At 72.0% G+C, this 15,891-nt stretch carries 15 protein-coding genes and 1 pseudogene; 6 read left to right on the top strand and 10 right to left on the bottom strand.

The genetic code is table 11. The features are described from left to right. Nucleotides 1–55 precede the first annotated feature (55 nt). Nucleotides 56–856, bottom strand: a complete 801-nt coding sequence (locus O7595_RS31550; RefSeq protein WP_269731986.1) for a crotonase/enoyl-CoA hydratase family protein — start codon at nucleotides 854–856, stop codon at nucleotides 56–58. 176 nt (nucleotides 857–1,032) lie between these two features. Here O7595_RS31550 and O7595_RS31545 point away from each other — a divergent pair, with 176 nt between their 5' ends. The 3 genes from O7595_RS31545 (at nucleotide 1,033) to O7595_RS31535 (ending at nucleotide 5,006) form a co-directional block, all read left to right on the top strand. Then, nucleotides 1,033–2,664, top strand: coding sequence for an acyl-CoA synthetase (locus tag O7595_RS31545; protein ID WP_269731985.1), 1,632 nt, complete (start codon nucleotides 1,033–1,035; stop codon nucleotides 2,662–2,664). Nucleotides 2,665–2,834: 170 nt separating this feature from the next. Continuing rightward, the gene (locus tag O7595_RS31540; RefSeq protein WP_443071777.1) at nucleotides 2,835–4,115 is read left to right on the top strand and encodes a pyridoxal phosphate-dependent aminotransferase; all 1,281 of its coding nucleotides are present in this window, start codon (nucleotides 2,835–2,837) and stop codon (nucleotides 4,113–4,115) included. Between the two features lie 84 nt (nucleotides 4,116–4,199). Beyond that, a complete protein-coding gene (locus O7595_RS31535) occupies nucleotides 4,200–5,006 on the top strand; it encodes a GNAT family N-acetyltransferase (protein ID WP_269731984.1) in 807 nt (268 codons plus the stop codon). Nucleotides 5,007–5,034: 28 nt separating this feature from the next. Here O7595_RS31535 and O7595_RS31530 read toward each other — a convergent pair whose 3' ends face one another. The 4 genes and pseudogenes from O7595_RS31530 to O7595_RS31515 form a co-directional block, all read right to left on the bottom strand. Next, nucleotides 5,035–5,949 (bottom strand): LysR family transcriptional regulator, encoded by a 915-nt coding sequence (locus O7595_RS31530; protein ID WP_269731983.1) that lies wholly within the window; start codon nucleotides 5,947–5,949, stop codon nucleotides 5,035–5,037. Then, entirely contained in the window at nucleotides 5,946–7,145 is a 1,200-nt protein-coding gene (locus O7595_RS31525; RefSeq protein WP_269731982.1) for a glycine C-acetyltransferase, read from the bottom strand. Before O7595_RS31525 ends, O7595_RS31530 begins: the two co-directional genes overlap by 4 nt. A gap of 80 nt (nucleotides 7,146–7,225) precedes the next feature. Beyond that, complete coding sequence (gene tdh, locus O7595_RS31520) at nucleotides 7,226–8,254, bottom strand: L-threonine 3-dehydrogenase (RefSeq protein WP_269731981.1); 1,029 nt, start codon at nucleotides 8,252–8,254, stop codon at nucleotides 7,226–7,228. Between the two features lie 151 nt (nucleotides 8,255–8,405). Further along, a pseudogene (locus O7595_RS31515) lies at nucleotides 8,406–9,242 on the bottom strand (alpha/beta fold hydrolase); the annotation flags it as partial. Nucleotides 9,243–9,433: 191 nt separating this feature from the next. Here O7595_RS31515 and paaK point away from each other — a divergent pair. Next, nucleotides 9,434–10,756, top strand: a complete 1,323-nt coding sequence (paaK, locus tag O7595_RS31510) for a phenylacetate--CoA ligase PaaK (protein WP_269731979.1) — start codon at nucleotides 9,434–9,436, stop codon at nucleotides 10,754–10,756. A gap of 26 nt (nucleotides 10,757–10,782) precedes the next feature. Here the strand turns inward: paaK and O7595_RS31505 are convergent, their stop codons facing one another. The 5 genes from O7595_RS31505 to O7595_RS31485 form a co-directional block, all read right to left on the bottom strand. Beyond that, a complete protein-coding gene (locus O7595_RS31505) occupies nucleotides 10,783–10,971 on the bottom strand; it encodes a hypothetical protein (protein ID WP_269731978.1) in 189 nt (62 codons plus the stop codon). A 2-nt stretch (nucleotides 10,972–10,973) separates the two neighbouring features. Next, the gene (locus tag O7595_RS31500; RefSeq protein ID WP_269731977.1) at nucleotides 10,974–11,312 is read right to left on the bottom strand and encodes a DUF397 domain-containing protein; all 339 of its coding nucleotides are present in this window, start codon (nucleotides 11,310–11,312) and stop codon (nucleotides 10,974–10,976) included. Nucleotides 11,313–11,495: 183 nt separating this feature from the next. Further along, a complete protein-coding gene (locus O7595_RS31495; RefSeq protein ID WP_269731976.1) occupies nucleotides 11,496–11,882 on the bottom strand; it encodes a DUF6415 family natural product biosynthesis protein in 387 nt (128 codons plus the stop codon). 401 nt (nucleotides 11,883–12,283) lie between these two features. Further along, a complete protein-coding gene (locus tag O7595_RS31490; protein WP_269731975.1) occupies nucleotides 12,284–13,456 on the bottom strand; it encodes a helix-turn-helix domain-containing protein in 1,173 nt (390 codons plus the stop codon). A 103-nt stretch (nucleotides 13,457–13,559) separates the two neighbouring features. Continuing rightward, nucleotides 13,560–14,198 carry an HAD family hydrolase gene (locus O7595_RS31485; protein WP_443071874.1) on the bottom strand — a complete coding sequence of 213 codons (639 nt, stop codon included), beginning with the start codon at nucleotides 14,196–14,198 and terminating at the stop codon, nucleotides 13,560–13,562. 741 nt (nucleotides 14,199–14,939) lie between these two features. Here O7595_RS31485 and O7595_RS31480 point away from each other — a divergent pair. Continuing rightward, a complete protein-coding gene (locus O7595_RS31480) occupies nucleotides 14,940–15,485 on the top strand; it encodes a hypothetical protein (RefSeq protein ID WP_269731973.1) in 546 nt (181 codons plus the stop codon). A gap of 167 nt (nucleotides 15,486–15,652) precedes the next feature. Beyond that, nucleotides 15,653–15,835: a hypothetical protein gene (locus O7595_RS31475; protein WP_269732724.1), complete on the top strand. Its 183-nt coding sequence runs from the start codon at nucleotides 15,653–15,655 to the stop codon at nucleotides 15,833–15,835. Nucleotides 15,836–15,891: the final 56 nt, after the last annotated feature.

Below are 15,891 nucleotides of genomic sequence, written 5' to 3'. Positions count from 1 at the left end.
GCCGGTCAGGCGGGGCGGGCGGGTGGCGGGGCGGTCAGGCCGGACGGTCACGCGGTCAGGCCCGGCGGTACACGGGGTCGCGCTTCTCGGCGAAGGCGCGGGCGCCCTCCTTCGCGTCGGCGGTGTCGAAGACCGGCCAGCCGCGCTTCAGTTCGGCCGCGAGCCCTTCGGCCTCCGTCATCTCGGCGGTCTCGTAGACGGACGCCTTCACCGCCTCCACGGCGAGCGGCCCGCAGGCGTTGATCCTCCCCGCGATGTCAAGGGCCCGCTCCAGCGCCGTGCCGTCGGGGACGACGCTGCCGACGAGGCCGATGCGCTCCGCCTCGACGGCGGTGTAGGGGCGGCCCGTGAGCAGCATCTCGAGGGCGTGGGTGCGCGGGATCTGACGCTGGAGCCGGACGGTCGAGCCGCCGATGGGGAAGAGCCCCCTGCGGACTTCGAACAGCCCGAACACGGCGCTCTCCGCGGCGACCCGTACGTCCGTGCCCTGGAGGATCTCGGTGCCGCCGGCGACGCAGGGCCCCTCGACCGCGGCGACGACCGGCTTGCGGGGGCGGTGGTGGCGGAGCATGGCCTTCCAGTGGAGGTCGGGGTCGGCCCTGAGACGGTCGCGGTACTCCTCGCCCTCCATGCCCTTCCCGGCCAGGGCCTTGAGGTCCATTCCCGCGCAGAACGAGCCACCCGCGCCGGTCAGCACGACCGAGCGGACGCCGTCGTCCGCGTCGGCCTCCAGCCAGGCGTCGTACAGCCCGACCAGCATGGGCAGCGACAGGGCGTTCCTGGCCTCCGGTCTGTTCAGCGTGAGCACCAGAGTGGCGCCTTCGCGCAGCACGGTGAGGTGTTCCGTACCCGTCATGACCGTCCTCCCGTCTCAAGACCTAGAACAGGTTGCAGGAGCCCGGGGAGCAGTTCAATAGTTTTCTGACAGACAGTCAGATTTCTTCTGCGGTAACCCTTCCCAGTTGTGGGCGGCGGCGCTCTAATGACCGCTCCGAGGCGGTTGCGCCGTACGGGCCGGGGTCAGGAGGAACGGTGGAGTACAACCTTGCCGACCTGTTCGAGTCGGTCGTCGACGTGGTGCCGGACCGCGAGGCGCTCCTCTACCTCGACCTCCCCGGGACGGGGGCGGAACGCCGCCTCACCTACGCTCAGCTCGACGCGGCGGCGAACCGGATCGCCCACCACCTGGCCGACGCGGGACTGAAGCCCGGGGAACACCTCGGGCTGCACCTCTACAACGGCGTCGAGTACCTGCAGACGGTCCTCGGCTGCCTCAAGGCACGGGTCGTCCCCGTCAACGTGAACTACCGCTACGTCGAGGAGGAACTCGTCTACCTCTACCGCGACGCCGATCTCGCGGCCCTCGTCTTCGACGCCGAGTTCACCGGGCGGGTGGCGGCCGCGCTGCCGCGGACGGAGAAGCTGCGGCACCTCGTGCGCGTCGGCGCACCGGAGCCGGACGCGCCGGTCCTGGACTGCACCGTGTTCACGGACGCCGAGGCGACCGGCTCGCCGGAGCGCGGCTTCGGGGCGCGCTCTGCGGACGACCAGTTCATCATCTACACGGGCGGCACGACGGGGATGCCCAAGGGTGTGATGTGGCGCCAGGAGGACCTCTTCTTCGCCGGGCTCGGCGGTGGGGCGCCGACCGGTGAGCCGGTGGAGCGGCCCGAGGAACTGGCGGAGCGCGTCGCGGCGGGCGGCGACGGCATCACCTTCTTCCCCACCCCCCCGCTGATGCACGGCACGTCGACGCTCACCTCGTTCATCGGCTTCGGCTTCGGCCAGCGCGTGGTGCTGCACCGCAAGTACGTACCGGAGGAGGTGCTGCGCACGATCGAGCGGGAGCGGGTGACGTCGGTGTCGCTGGTGGGCGACGCGATGCTGCGGCCGCTGGTCGACGCCCTGAACGGCCCGCTGAAGGGCACGGACCTCTCGTCGCTGTTCAGTGTGTCGTCCTCCGGCGCGATCATGTCCGAGACGGTGCGGGAGCAGTTCAAGGCGCTGGCACCGCATGTGATGCTCCTGGACAACTTCGGCTCGTCGGAGTCCGGCTTCAACGGCACGGCCACGGAGGACTCGGGTCCGGAGAACGGGTTCCGGCTGCGGGTCAACCACCGTACGCGGGTGGTCGATCCGGTCACCCGCGAGCCGGTCGCGGTGGGCGAGCCGGGCCGGATCGCCCAGCGCGGCCACGTGCCGCTCGGCTACTACAACGACCCGGACAAGACCGCCGAGACCTTCTTCGGCCGGGGCGGCGAGCGCTGGGTGCTGCTCGGCGACATGGCCACGGTGGACGAGGAGGGCGTGGTCACCGTGCTGGGACGGGGCTCCCAGTGCATCAACACCGGCGGGGAGAAGGTCTATCCGGAGGAGGTCGAGCAGGCGCTGAAGGCCCATCCGGACATCTACGACGCACTGGTGGCCGGGGTTCCCGACGCCAAGTGGGGCAACCACGTGGCCGCGGTCGTACAACTGCGGGAGGGGGCGCCCGCGCTGGACCTGGGGTCCGTCCAGGCGCACTGCCGCAGCCGGCTGGCGGGATACAAGATCCCGCGGCAACTGGTCCTCGCCCCGGCCATCCAGCGCTCTCCGAGCGGCAAGGCGGACTACCGCTGGGCACGGGCGGTCGCCGCGGCGGCCGGCGACACCGGGACGCAGTGAGCCCTCGCCGGGTGCCCCGCAGGCCCGGCGGGGGCGAACCGCCCGCGGTCAGGGGGCTGCGCCCGTCCCACCCGTCCCCGGGCACCTCGTCGGCCACTCGCGTTGAGCACGGTCGCGCGCCCGTACGTATTCCCCGGCAGGGAGCAGCGAGCCACCTCCGGAGGACCCCCATGGCAGAAGCCGGCAGCAACGTCACCGAGCTCTTCCGCACGTCCACAGCGCACAGCCCGTCGTACGCCGCCCTGAGCCGGGCGACCGGTGACCAGCAGCCGATCACCGACTTCTGCATCCCCTGCAACCCGTACTTCCCGACACCCGAGATGTTCGAGGAACTGGGTGACCGGCTGCGGGAGATCCTCACCTACTACCCCAGCAGCGCGGACACCATCACCGCGGAGCTGTGTTCGGTGCTGGGGCTCAATCCGCAGACCGTGGCCATGGGCAACGGCTCCACCGAACTGATCACCTGGATCGACCACCTGCTGGTGCGCGAGTCGCTGGCGGTGCCGGTGCCGACCTTCGGCCGCTGGACGGACCAGCCGATGGAGACGGGCAAGCGCGTGGACATGTTCCCGCTGCCGGAGTCCCACGGTTTCGTGCTCGATCCGGCGTCGTTCGTCGACTTCGTCCGCTCGCGCGGCTCCCGCACCGCCGTCATCTGCAATCCGAACAACCCGGACGGCGGTCTGCTGCCACGGCACGCCGTCCTCGCCCTGCTCGACCAGCTCCAGGACCTGGACCTGGTCGTCGTGGACGAGTCCTTCCTGGAGTTCGCCGACGCCGAGTCGGACGCCAGTGTCGTCGGCGACGCGGTGCTGCGGCCCAACACGATCGTGCTGAGGAGCCTGGGCAAGAACTTCGGGCTCCACGGGGTGCGCTTCGGCTATCTCGTCGCCAATCCGGGCCTCGCCGGCCGGGTGCGGGCCGCCCTGCCCAAGTGGAACCTCAACTCCTTCGCGGAGACCGTGGTGTTCATGCTGAAGGAGCACCGGCTGGAGTACGCGCACAGTCTGCGGCTGGTGCAGCGCGACCGCCAGGAGATGATCTGGCAGCTGAGCCGGCTGCCCGGGCTCACCGTGTACCCGTCGCAGGGCAACTTCGTGTACGTGCGGCTCCCGGAGGGGGCGGACGGCGCGCTGCTGCGGGACCGGCTGCTGGAGGAGCACGGGGTACTGGTGCGGGAGTGCGGCAACAAGATCGGCAGCTCCAGCAGGTACCTGCGGCTGGTGGTGCGGCCGCAGCCGGACGTCCAGCGACTGGTGGCGGGGCTGGAACGGACGCTGTACGGGACGCCCCACACGTCCGGCCAGGCCCCGCTGTCCGGCCAGGCCCTCGTGCCGGCCGGCCGGCATCCCGGCCCCATGCCCATGCACGCCCACGCGGACCCGGCCCACGCGCTGCCGTACGCCTCGGGCACGGCGGCGGTGGACCGGCTGGTGCAGGGCGCCTGAACCCGGCCCCGGGCGGCGGCCACCGCCCTCCGGTCCCGGTGAAACTCCGTTGCCGCCGCCCCGCCCCGGTGCTGGACTGGCCGGATGGATCACGATGAGGCGGTACTCGCGCTGTACGACCGGCAGATGCGGCGGGGCGCGGTGGCGGACGGGCCGGGTGCACGGGTCGAGCACGTGGGCGGGGTCGTCCGGCAGACCGCCGGGCACGACGGCGGATGGAACGGGGTCCTCTGGTCGGACCTGGACGGGGCGACGGCGGACGCGGCCGTCGCGGAGCAGGTGCACCACTTCGCCTCCCTCGGGCGGGAATTCGAGTGGAAGCTGTACGGACACGACCGGCCGGCCGACCTGGCGGACCGGCTGCTCGCCGCCGGGTTCGTACGGGAGCCCGCGGAGACGCTGATGGCCGCCCCGGTCGGCGCCCTCCGGGACCTCGAGGTGGAGCTCCCCTCGGGGGTGACGCTCCGCGAGGTGACGGACACGGCCGGGGTGGAGCTCGCGGTGCGCGGTTACGAGCGGGCGTTCGGCGCGGACGGCTCCTGGCTGCGGGAGCACCTGCTGGAGCAGCTGGTTTCGGAGCGGCGGACGGTGGTGGCCGTGGTGGCGACCGCGGAGGGGGAGCCGGTGGGCTCCTCGCGGCTGGAGTCGGCCCCGGGCCGGGACTTCGCGGGACTGTGGAGCGGTGGCACCGTGCCGGAGTGGCGCGGCCGGGGTCTGTACCGCGCGTCGGTGGCCTTCCGCGCACGCATCGCGGCCGAGCGGGGCCACCGCTTCCTCCAGGTGGACGCACTGCCGTCGAGCCGGCCGATCCTGGAGCGGCTGGGATTCACCGCGCTGGGCACGACGACGCCGTTCCTGTACCGGCCGCAGGCGACGGAGCGGCGGGGGTGACACCGCCCCGGCCGGCCCGGTGGGGTGCTCAGCCCGTGGAGAGACCCGCCGCCGCGCGCGCCAGGGCCTCCAGGACCGGGCTGAGCAGCGGATGGCTCTCGGCTCCGCGCCGGACCGCCGCGAAGACGCGCCGGGTGGCGGCCGGGCCGGCGACGGGAAGGACCACGGTGTCCTTCAGCTCCATGCCGCGCAGGGCCGAGCGGGGTACGAGGGCCACTCCGGCGCCCGCGCCGGCCAGGGCCACCACGGCCCGGAAGTCGTCGGACGAGTGGGTGAGGCGCGGCTGGAACCCGGCGAGTTCGCAGGCCAGGAGCATCACGTCATGGCAGGGGTTGCCGGGGTATTGGCCGATCCAGTCGCCGTCCGCGAGGGCGGCGAGCTCCACCTGGCCGCGATCCGCGAGCGGGTGGCCGCAGTGCAGCACGGCGTCGAAGGGCTCCGCGTAGAGCGGGACCCGCGCGAGGCGGCGGTCGTCCTCACGCGGGGCACCCCGGTACTCCACGGCCAGGGCGAGATCGGCCTCCCCGTCCAGGACCATGGGCAGGCTCTCGTCGCCCTCGGCGTCGCGGACGCGCACCCGGATCCCGGGGTGGTCCTGGGCGAGCCGTCCGATGGCCGGGGCCAGGACCTCCGCGATCCCGGTGGCGAAGGAGGCGACGGTGACCTCGCCGGCCGCCCCGCCCGCGTACGCCGCGAGCTCCGCCTCCGCCCGTTCCAGCTGGGAGAGCACGGCGTGGGCGTGGCCGAGCAGGATCTCGCCGGCCGCAGTCAGCGTCACGCCCCGGCCGCTGCGGATGAGCAGGGTGTGGCCGGTCTCCTGCTCCAGCGCGGCGAGCTGCTGGGAGACGGCCGACGGGGTCAGATACAGCGCCGCGGCCGCGGCGGTCACCGTACGGTGGTCCGCCACGGCGCGCAGAATGCGGAGCCTGCGAGGGTCGATCACCCCGCCATTGTCGCCCGGGCGTCGACGAACGCCCCCACGGCCCGTTCCACGTCCTCGGTCGAGTGCGCGGCGGAGAGCTGCACCCGGATGCGGGCCTGGCCCATGGGGACCACCGGGTACGAGAAGCCGATCACGTAGACGCCGCGCTCCAGCAGCAGCTCGGCCATGCGCCCGGCCTCGGCCGCGTCGCCGATCATGACGGGGGCGATCGCGTGGTCGCCCGGCAGGATCTCGAAGCCCTCCTCGGCCATCCGGCGGCGGAAGAGCGCGGTGTTGGCGGCGAGCTTCCCGCGCAGGTCGCCGGCGGACTCCAGCAGGTCGAGGACCTTGAGGGACGCGGCGGCGATCACCGGGGCGAGGGAGTTGGAGAACAGGTACGGGCGGGACCGCTGGCGCAGCAGCTCGACGATCTCGGCGCGGGCCGCGACGTAGCCTCCGGAGGCTCCGCCGAGGGCCTTGCCGAGGGTGCCGGTGATGATGTCGACGCGGTCCATGACGCCGTGCAGCTCGGGGGTGCCGCGGCCGCCGGGGCCGACGAAGCCGACGGCGTGCGAGTCGTCGACCATGACCATCGCGTCGTACCGGTCGGCCAGGTCGCAGATCTCGTCCAGCGGCGCGACGTAGCCGTCCATGGAGAACACGCCGTCGGTGACGATCAGCTTGCGGCGGGCTCCGCCGTCGGCCGCCTCCTTGAGGCGGGCCTCCAGCTCGGCCATGTCGCGGTTGGCGTAGCGGAAGCGGGCGGCCTTCGACAGGCGGATGCCGTCGATGATGCTGGCGTGGTTGAGGGCGTCGGAGATGACGGCGTCCTCCGGGCCGAGGAGGGTCTCGAAGACACCGCCGTTGGCGTCGAAGCAGGAGGAGTAGAGGATCGTGTCCTCCTGGCCGAGGAACGCGGACAGGCGCCGCTCGAGCTCCTTGTGGACCTCCTGGGTGCCGCAGATGAAGCGGACGGAGGCCATGCCGTAGCCCCAGCGGTCGAGTGCTTCCTTGCCGGCGGCGACGACCTCGGGGTGGTCTGCGAGTCCGAGGTAGTTGTTGGCGCAGAAGTTCAGCACCTCGCCGGGGGCACCCCCGGCGGTGACGGCCACCGAGGCCGACTGGGGGGTGCCGATGACCCGCTCGGGCTTGTGGAGGCCGGCGGCGCGGATCTCGTCGAGGGTGGCGCGGAGGTCGTCGCGCACGGAGGCGTACATGCGGGGTGCTCCCTTGGGATGTGGCTGCGGGCGAGTGGCGGAGGACGCCGCACGGCCCGGCGCGGGCGCCGGGCCGGGGATCAGGCGGTCCAGTCGAGGATGATCTTGCCGCTGCGGGCGGTGGCGGCCTCGTCGAAGGCGGCCTCGAAGTCCTGGTAGCCGTAACTGCCGGTGATCACGGGGCTGAGGTCGAGCCCGCCCTCCAGCAGGACCGTCATCGCGTACCAGGTCTCGAACATCTCACGGCCGTAGATGCCCTTGATCGTGATCATCGAGGTGACGATCTTCGACCAGTCGACGGAGAAGTCCTGCGCGGGCAGTCCCAGCATCGCGATCCGGCCGCCGTGCGTCATGTTGTCGATCATGTCGCGGACGGCCTCGGGACGGCCGGACATCTCCAGGCCGATGTCGAAGCCCTCCTTCAGGCCCAGCGAGCGCTGCGCCTCGGCGATGCCGGTCTCGGCGACGTTGACGGCCAGCGTGGCGCCCACCTTGCGGGCCAGTTCGAGGCGGGGCTCGCTCACATCGGTGATCACGACGTTGCGGGCGCCCGCGTGGCGGGCGACGGCCGCCGCCATGACGCCGATCGGGCCCGCGCCGGTGATCAGGACGTCCTCGCCGACGAGCGGGAACGACAGCGCGGTGTGCACCGCGTTGCCGAACGGGTCGAAGATCGCGGCGACGTCGAGGTCCACGTGGGTGCGGTGGACCCAGACGTTCGAAGCGGGCAGGGAGACGTACTCGGCGAACGCACCGTCGCGGCCGACGCCGAGCCCGACCGTGCTGCGGCACAGATGGCGACGGCCGGCCAGGCAGTTGCGGCACTTCCCGCAGACCAGATGGCCCTCACCGCTGACCAGGTCGCCTACGGCCACGTCCTCGACGTCCGTGCCGACGGCGGCGACCTCTCCGACGAACTCGTGGCCGGCCACGAGCGGCGTGGAGATCGTCTGCTGCGCCCAGCCGTCCCAGGAGCGGATGTGGAGATCGGTCCCGCAGATGCCGGTGCGCAGGACCTTGATCAGCACGTCTCCGGGACCGTACTCGGGCTCGGGGACGTCCATGAGCCACAGCCCGGGCTCGGCGTGCTGCTTGACGAGTGCCTTCATGAGTGCGGCTCCAGGCGTGGCGAGGGGTTGACCAGGCATGACGACCCGGCCGGCGGTGATGCGCACCAATCTGCCGAGCCTCGGGCGTTCAGTCCATCGAGATCTTCTTAAGCGGGCCGACAGCAGAGCTTCACGGGGGTCGTCCGTCCGCCTCCAGGAAGGCGGCGACCGTACGGCGGAAGGCACCGGGGTCGTCGAGCCACGGATAGTGGCCGGCGCCGGACTGCACGGCTGCCGTGCCGTGCGGGAAGAGCGCGGCGATCTCACCCGCCCGGGCGGGTGTGGGAGCGCCGTCGTACTCGCCGGCGAGCACGAGGACCGGCGCCTCCAGTGCGGCGAGCGCCTTCCGCGTGGCGCCCGGGTCGAACGCGCCTTCGGCGTAGTAGCAACCGCGCGCGTGCGGGTTCGTCTGGTGCGCGTCGTCAGCGGCGTGCTCCCGGGCGGCGGCGTCCCAACGGCCGTACATGAAGGGCACGATGTCGGGCCAGAGGTCGTCGAGCTCGGCTCCGCCGAGGAACGCCTCCCATGCCGAGCGGCCCGCCCCGTACCAGGGTTCGCCCCGGCGCAGCGCGACAGCGCCGCGCCAGTCCTCCGCGGTGGCCTCGATTCCGAGGGCGCGGGTGCCGGGGGTGACGAGGGTCAGGGAGCGCACCCGCCCGGGGTGCGCCGCCGCGTACAGCAGGGCGAGGTTGCCGCCCGCCGAGTGGGCGAGGACGTCGGCGCGGTCGAGTCCGAGGTGCTCGCGGAGCGCCTCGACGTCGGCGGCGAGCCGGTCGCAGCGGTACGTCGCGTCGTCGCCGGGGACCGCGGAGTCGCCGGTGCCGCGCAGATCGAGCCGTACGAGCCCGCGGTGGGCCGTCAGTCCGCCGAGGTCGCCGAGGTACGCCGAGGCACGCATCGGGCCGCCGGGCAGACACACCAGCGGCTCGCCCTCGCCCTCGGCGTGGTAGGCGAGCGCCGTGCCGTCGTGGGCACTGAAGGTCGGCATACGGTGATCCTCTCCGGGCTGCGGCGATCGCGCCAACGGATCGTGCGGCCCGCGGTGCGCCGCACGCCCGACGGAGCCGACCGGGCCGTACCCGTGTCTTGACGCCCGGCCCGGGTGCTGGATTACTGATCCCGGACACCTCGACCGAATGATCGGTCGCCCGGTTTGCGAGTGACAGGGGAGTCATCCGTATGACGGATCGGACGGACCTGACGGAACCGACGGAGCCTGCGGACCTGCTGGACGCCGGTGAGCGCCTCGGCCGTGACGAGCTGCGGGCCCTGCAGCTCGAGCGGCTGGGGACGGCCCTGCGCCACGCGTACGACAACGTCGGCTTCTACCGGGAGTCGTTCGACAAGGCCGGGCTGCGGCCCGAGGACTGTCGCTCCCTGGCGGACCTGGCCCGCTTCCCCTTCACCACCAAGGCGGACCTGCGCGACAACTACCCGTTCGGGATGTTCGCCGTGGAGCAGTCGCGGGTGCGCCGCATCCACGCCTCCAGCGGCACGACGGGTCGGCCCACGGTGGTCGGGTACACCGACCGGGACCTGGACACCTGGGCGGACGTGGTGGCCCGCTCCATCCGCGCGGCCGGCGGCAGGCCGGGGCACAAGGTCCATGTGGCGTACGGGTACGGCCTGTTCACGGGCGGGCTCGGCGCGCACTACGGCGCGGAGCGGCTCGGCTGCACGGTGATCCCGGCCTCGGGCGGGATGACGGCCCGGCAGGTGCAGCTGATCCAGGACTTCCGGCCCGAGATCATCATGGTGACCCCCTCGTACATGCTGACGCTGCTGGACGAGTTCGAGCGGCAGGGCGTCGATCCGCGCTCCACCTCGCTGAAGGTGGGGATATTCGGCGCGGAGCCGTGGACCGAGGAGATGCGGCGGGAGATCGAGGAACGTTTCGCGATCGACGCGGTCGACATCTACGGGCTGTCGGAGGTGATGGGGCCGGGCGTGGCCCAGGAGTGCGTGGAGACCAAGGACGGTCTGCACATCTGGGAGGACCACTTCTATCCGGAGGTCGTGGACCCCTTCACGGGCGAGGTGCTTCCGGACGGCGAGGAGGGCGAGCTGGTCTTCACCTCGCTCACCAAGGAGGCCATGCCCGTGATCCGGTACCGGACGCGGGATCTGACGCGGCTGCTGCCGGGGACGGCACGGGTGTTCCGGCGGATGGAGAAGGTCACCGGACGCAGCGACGACATGATCATCCTGCGTGGGGTGAACCTCTTCCCGACCCAGATCGAGGAGATCGTGCTCCGCACGCCCGGCGTGGCCCCGCACTTCCAGCTGCGCCTGACGCGGGAGGGCCGGATGGACGCGCTCACCGTCCGGGCCGAGGCCCGCGAGGGCGTGTCGCCGGAGCAGCGCGAGGCCGCGGCCCTGGGGATCGCGGCGGCGGTCAAGGACGGGGTCGGCGTGTCCGTCGCGGTCGAGGTGGTCGATCCGGAGACGCTGGAGCGATCCGTCGGCAAGATCAAGCGGATCGTCGACCTGCGGTCGACTTGACCAGGCCCTGAGGACCGGGGCGGTCTTCACCGCGAGGCAGGGAGGTCCTGCGCCGATCCCTTGTTGGCGGCCGTGCCGCAGTTGCTGCAGGAGACGAGCACCTCGCCGTAGGCGATCAGCGCGTCCGTCTCACGGCTACGGCAGGACCGGCACGGCGTCCGCGCGTACCGCTGCCGTACTGTCGCGAACGCGGTGTTCACCTGCTGCGCGTCCATCGTCAGACCGCCACCGCGGCGGCCTGCTGCAGTTCCTCGTCGGTGGCCATCAGGTCGTCGAACTCGCCGGCCTTCGCGCCCTCGAGGAACTTCCGGAGCTCGGCGCGGGTGAAGTAGAGGACGGGGCTGCCCGGGTCCTTGTCGTCGGAGAGCGCGACCATGCGGGTGCCGTCCGGGACGTGGGGGTGCGGGTGGCCCGTGGCGTCCGGGGCTGCGGCGAGGATGACGCAGTCCTTGAGGATCGGGTCGAGGTCGGTGCGGCTCGCCTTGCGCCAGTCCAGGCCCGGGGCCTGCTCGTTCTCGTAGGCCTTCGTCGTCTTGCCGTTGCTGATGGTTCCCACAGCTGTACCTCTCTGGTATTCGTGCGGTTGTGGAACCCGCCCCCGCGCACTCGACCTGTCACCGTTGGGATTGCGGGAGCGGGCGTTTGGAAACCCGCCCCGCCGGCGTCTTCCGGATCACCGGCGGGGCGGGCGTTCAGGGGGTGCGACCCTTAACCCGGTTCGGTCGCCATGGGTGTGGGGTCACGACGCCGCGGCCGCCGGTGGCTGCAGGTTCTCGTAGTGGTCGCAGAGGGAGAACACCGACAGGGCCAGCTTCTGGGCGCGGCGGTACGCGGCGTCGGGGCCGAAGCCAGGTGTGGTGTGCAGTCGGCGCCACGCCTCGTCGACGCCGACCTGCGCAACCTGCGCGGGCTGGTCACCGGCGGGCTTCGCGGCGATGAGCGCGCGGATCTCAGGGACCAGGAGCTGGACGAAGCCGCGCATCTCGGCAGTGAGGTCCTCGAGCTCGGGGCCCGGTTCGCCCATGGCCATGACCAGGCGGCCGGTCTCGCGCATCGTGGCGAGATCAGGTGGTCTGTTCTCGTCGTTCCCGGACGACGGCTCGGCCGGGGCGGTACCGTGCTTCATGTCGACGCTCCTCGCAGCGTTGGCAAGCGCCCCGGGGGCCGTGTGCTGGACGGTCGCCGGGGTCTCAGGCGGGAACGACGAGGGTCGGCCTGTGCCACCGCCCGAACTCGGGGCCTCGCACCCGCAGGTGACGATGGGCCACCGCCTCTCTCTTCCGGGGAGGCTGATGTGCCCGGCGGCACGGAGGTTGCGGCTGACTGCGCCGCAGTAGAAGCAGGCCATACCGTGGAGCCGCGCGATACTCACGGGGCGCTCAGCGAGCGGCGCCGGTGCGTGCGATTCCTGGGCCATCCCGTCACTCCATCTGCCTGACCTCGTCGTGGTCTGACAGATGATGGGGGACGGCAAGGGGCACAAGGGCTACAGGCTGTATCCCCTGTAGCCCTCGACATCGAACGAGCTCAGACTGCCCCGATCCATTCGGCGAAACTCGTGAGCGACTCGGCGTCAGCCCTCTTCAGCCGACGCAGCGTTGCCGCATCGTGCTTCGCCCAAGGGTGCTCGCGGGTGTGCTGGGGTGCGATGTGACGCGCGACCTTCAGGGACTCGAACGCGTCGTCGGCCAAGCCCGACCAAAGCTGTGCCCGGGCGAGCTCGATGTAGAAGCCGGAGCAGCGCTCGGCCGGCAGGTCCTGCGACGGCTTCCAGTCTTGGGCAACCTCCAGGGCTCGGCTTACGTGGTCCTGGCCCAGGCTCACGGCCACGGACACTTCGTGCATGCGGACCGAGTCGGGCCCGAAGGCGGTGCCCTGGTAGATGTCTTCCTGGACGCGGTCCCCGAACTGCTTGGCCTCTGTGAGGTGCAGGTCCGCGGCGCTGTCGTCTCCTGCCCGGCCGGCGATGACGGCGGCCCGCATGTGCAGGGCACCACGGACCGCGAAGCCGTGGGCATCGTCTGGTGAGGGCGCAGCATCGACCGCTGCCTCAAGCGCGCGGAGGCCAGCCTCGTGGGCCTGGGCAGCGAAGAAGGTTTCGGTGCGTACGTAGGCGGCCGTGCTCGACAGCAACGCGTCCTCCGCCTGGGCAGCGGCCCAGCGCATCACATCGATGAGCCGGGCCGAGAGGTCGTGCGCTCCGTACTTGTACGCCACGGCGTCCGCGGTGCGCGCCGCGGAGACGACGAGCCGCGCGGCGTCCGGCGCGTGGCTGGTGTGCAGTTGCCTGAGCGTGTCGGCCAGCAGAGCGGGCACGCGCTCAGCGATGCGGCTGTACTGGGCGGCCAGCCGCCAAGCCTCGGCCCGCTCGACGTCGTGACGTAACTCCGCGGTCGTGCGTGTCGGCGGACCCAGCGGAATGTCGTACGCGGCCAGGACAGCCGAGAGTTCGGGAAGCGCGGCGTGCACCCGGCGCTCCGTGCCGGAGTGGCCCGTGACGAGTCTGGAAGAGTCGACTCCGAGGGCACCGGCGATGGCGTCGAGGGTGGCGTCGCTGGGGGTTCGGGCTCCGCGCTCGATCGCCTTGATCATGGCGAGGGAGACGAAGGCGGCGCGAGCGAGGTCGGCCTGTGTCATGCGGCGGGACTGGCGGGTGGCCGCGATGCGCTGACCTACCTGCCGTGCGGTGTCGGCGGGCATACTTGCTCCATTCGGGGCGTCCACTCCGAAAGGTACCCGTGCGGCGACGCGCGGTATACCGAAACGGCCCTGCCCGGCTATGCCGGGCAGGGCCGCTGACGCTCTACACCTTCACGATGCCGACGAGCTCAGTGAGGGAATCGATGCTCCAGTCCGCAGCCGCCACGACATCCGGGTCGTCAGCCCACAGGAACCCCCAGGGCCCGCGCCGCAAATGAGCGGTACGCAGCCCGGCACGTCGCGCTGGGTAGACGTCGTTCTTCGGGTGGTCGCCCACGTACAGAGTCTCGTGAGCCACAGCACCGGACGTCTCGAGCACCCGGGCGAAGAACCGCGGGTCGGGCTTGGCTACACCGAGCTCCCCCGACATGACGACCAGGTCCGCAGGCAGCTCGAGGGCGCGCAGCAACTCGCCGGCCCGAGAGGTTTGGTTCCCCGCGATGACGACACGGATTCCGAGTTCGCGGAGCGCGGACAGTGCCGGGCGCACGTCGCCGTAGAGATCTTCCTCGTCCAACTGCTCGCCCAGGCCACTGGCCTCACGCGCCGCGTACTCCGCTTCGATGTCAACGCCAGGGCGTAGAAGTCTCAGGGCCTCCGCATTGTCGAGGCCCCGGGCTACGACGGCACCGACCAGGGCGGACATGGTGTGGTGGGGTACGCCAAGCCACTCCGCCCAAGACGCCCAGTAGCCGTCGTCACGGGTGAGAGTCTCACCGACGTCGAACACGATGGTCTCAATCACGCTTCGAGCCTACGTCTGCAGGAGCATGGCGAAGCGCCCCCTCCCACAGCAGCGTGGGAGGGGGCTCGGATCAGGCGTACTGGCGGCGCTGCGGATCGAGTGCCATGGGCAGCAGACCGCGCCGCTCAGGCGACGGTGAGGGGGCGCCGTCCCGCCGGCGCTCGACAGCGTCCGGGTCGCCGGGCTTCGGCTGCCAGCTGTACCCGGCCGGGCAGCCGGTGCCGTCCTTGCCGGGCGGACCCTGCGGGCCAGCTGGTCCCTGCGGCCCTGTGGCGCCCGGCTCGCCTCGTGGTCCCGGTGGTCCGGCCGGACCGGTCGCGCCGTCCTGGCCGTCGGCCCCGGGCGCACCGTCCACTCCGGGCGATCCGGCCGGGCCGTCGGTGCCGTCCCTCCCGTCGATGCCGGGCGCACGGGGTCGGCGTGTCCGTAGCGGTCGAGGTGGTCGATCCGGAGACGCTGGAGCGATCCCTCGGCAAGATCAAGCGGATCGTCGACCTGCGGTCGACTTGACCAGGCCCTGAGGACCGGGCCGGGCGGCGGGGCGCGGCTGCCTGCCGCCCGCCCCCGCGCCCCGCCGCCCTCGCCACGGGGACCTCGCACCGCGCGCCCCACCGCCCTCGGCCGGTCCACCCGAACGCCCGCCACGCTTTGCGGTGCGGCCGCGCCGGACGGACCATCACTGCGGAAGCCTCCTGCCACAGGCCACCCGGGCCTGTCCGTCCCGCGGAGGGATACACCGTGGACACATCCTCACTGGCCGGGATCGAGTCGGTCGTCAAGCGCGGCAGAGCCGTGATGGCGGCCGACGACACCGCTGTCGTGGACGCGGTCAAGGAGACCGTGCGCAGCGGCCGTACGGCGACCTTCTATCTGACCCGGTCCCAGTTCGACGCCGTGAACGCCTGGTACTGGACCCCCAATCGGATGAAGCAGCTCGGTCTGGAGCCGGTGTCCGACGAGGAGATGGCCAGGATCACGGCGGAACTCGGGGCCGAGGCGTGCGGATCCGCCTACTCCAACCGGATCAAGTGCCCTTCGGGCCACGTCTACGGGGCGTTCGAGTTCGTCAAGCAGGGGATCGAGGAACACGGTCTCGAGGCCACCCGGGCGGTGTTCGCGCTCAAGGACACCGCCGTGATCCGCGCCAATCCGCACCAGCAGGTGCAGTGCGTCGAGTGCCGCCGCCGGCTCGCCACCCCGCACTACTACGTCTACTGGGGCTACGGCTGCTGTGTGGACCTGGACGACACCTCGACCGCGGCCTTCGCCTCCCGGCACCGCTGACCCGGTGCCGGGGCCGGCGCCGGCCCCGGCGGGCAGGACGGGCCGGTTCGGCGGACGGTCGGGGCGGGCGGTCGGTTCGACGGGCCGGTTTCGGCGCCGCTCCGGGGACCGGCTAAGCTCGGCAGCCGCCTCCGGAACCGGGGGAAGTCGTCTGCGGAAAGGGCTGGTTGGCTGTGTGGCAAGAGGCGCCGATCTACGACCGGCTCGTCACCGAACGCGGTGATGTGCCCGCTCAGGTGCGCCGGGAGGCCGAGCAGACCCTGCGCGGCCTGGAGCAGGTGATCCGGTCGGGTGTGGCGCCGGCCGGTATGCCCCCGCAGCAGGCTCAGCCCTTCCCGCCCGGCGGTTAGGCACGTACCGCCGGGTGGCAGGCCGCACCGCCCGAAAGGCGACGCGCCGCTCCGGT

It is taken from the genome of Streptomyces sp. WMMC940 (assembly GCF_027460265.1).
GTDB lineage: Bacteria > Actinomycetota > Actinomycetes > Streptomycetales > Streptomycetaceae > Streptomyces.
The sequence above is the reverse complement of the archived record's forward strand: the minus strand, read 5'-3'. Positions and strand labels throughout refer to the sequence as shown.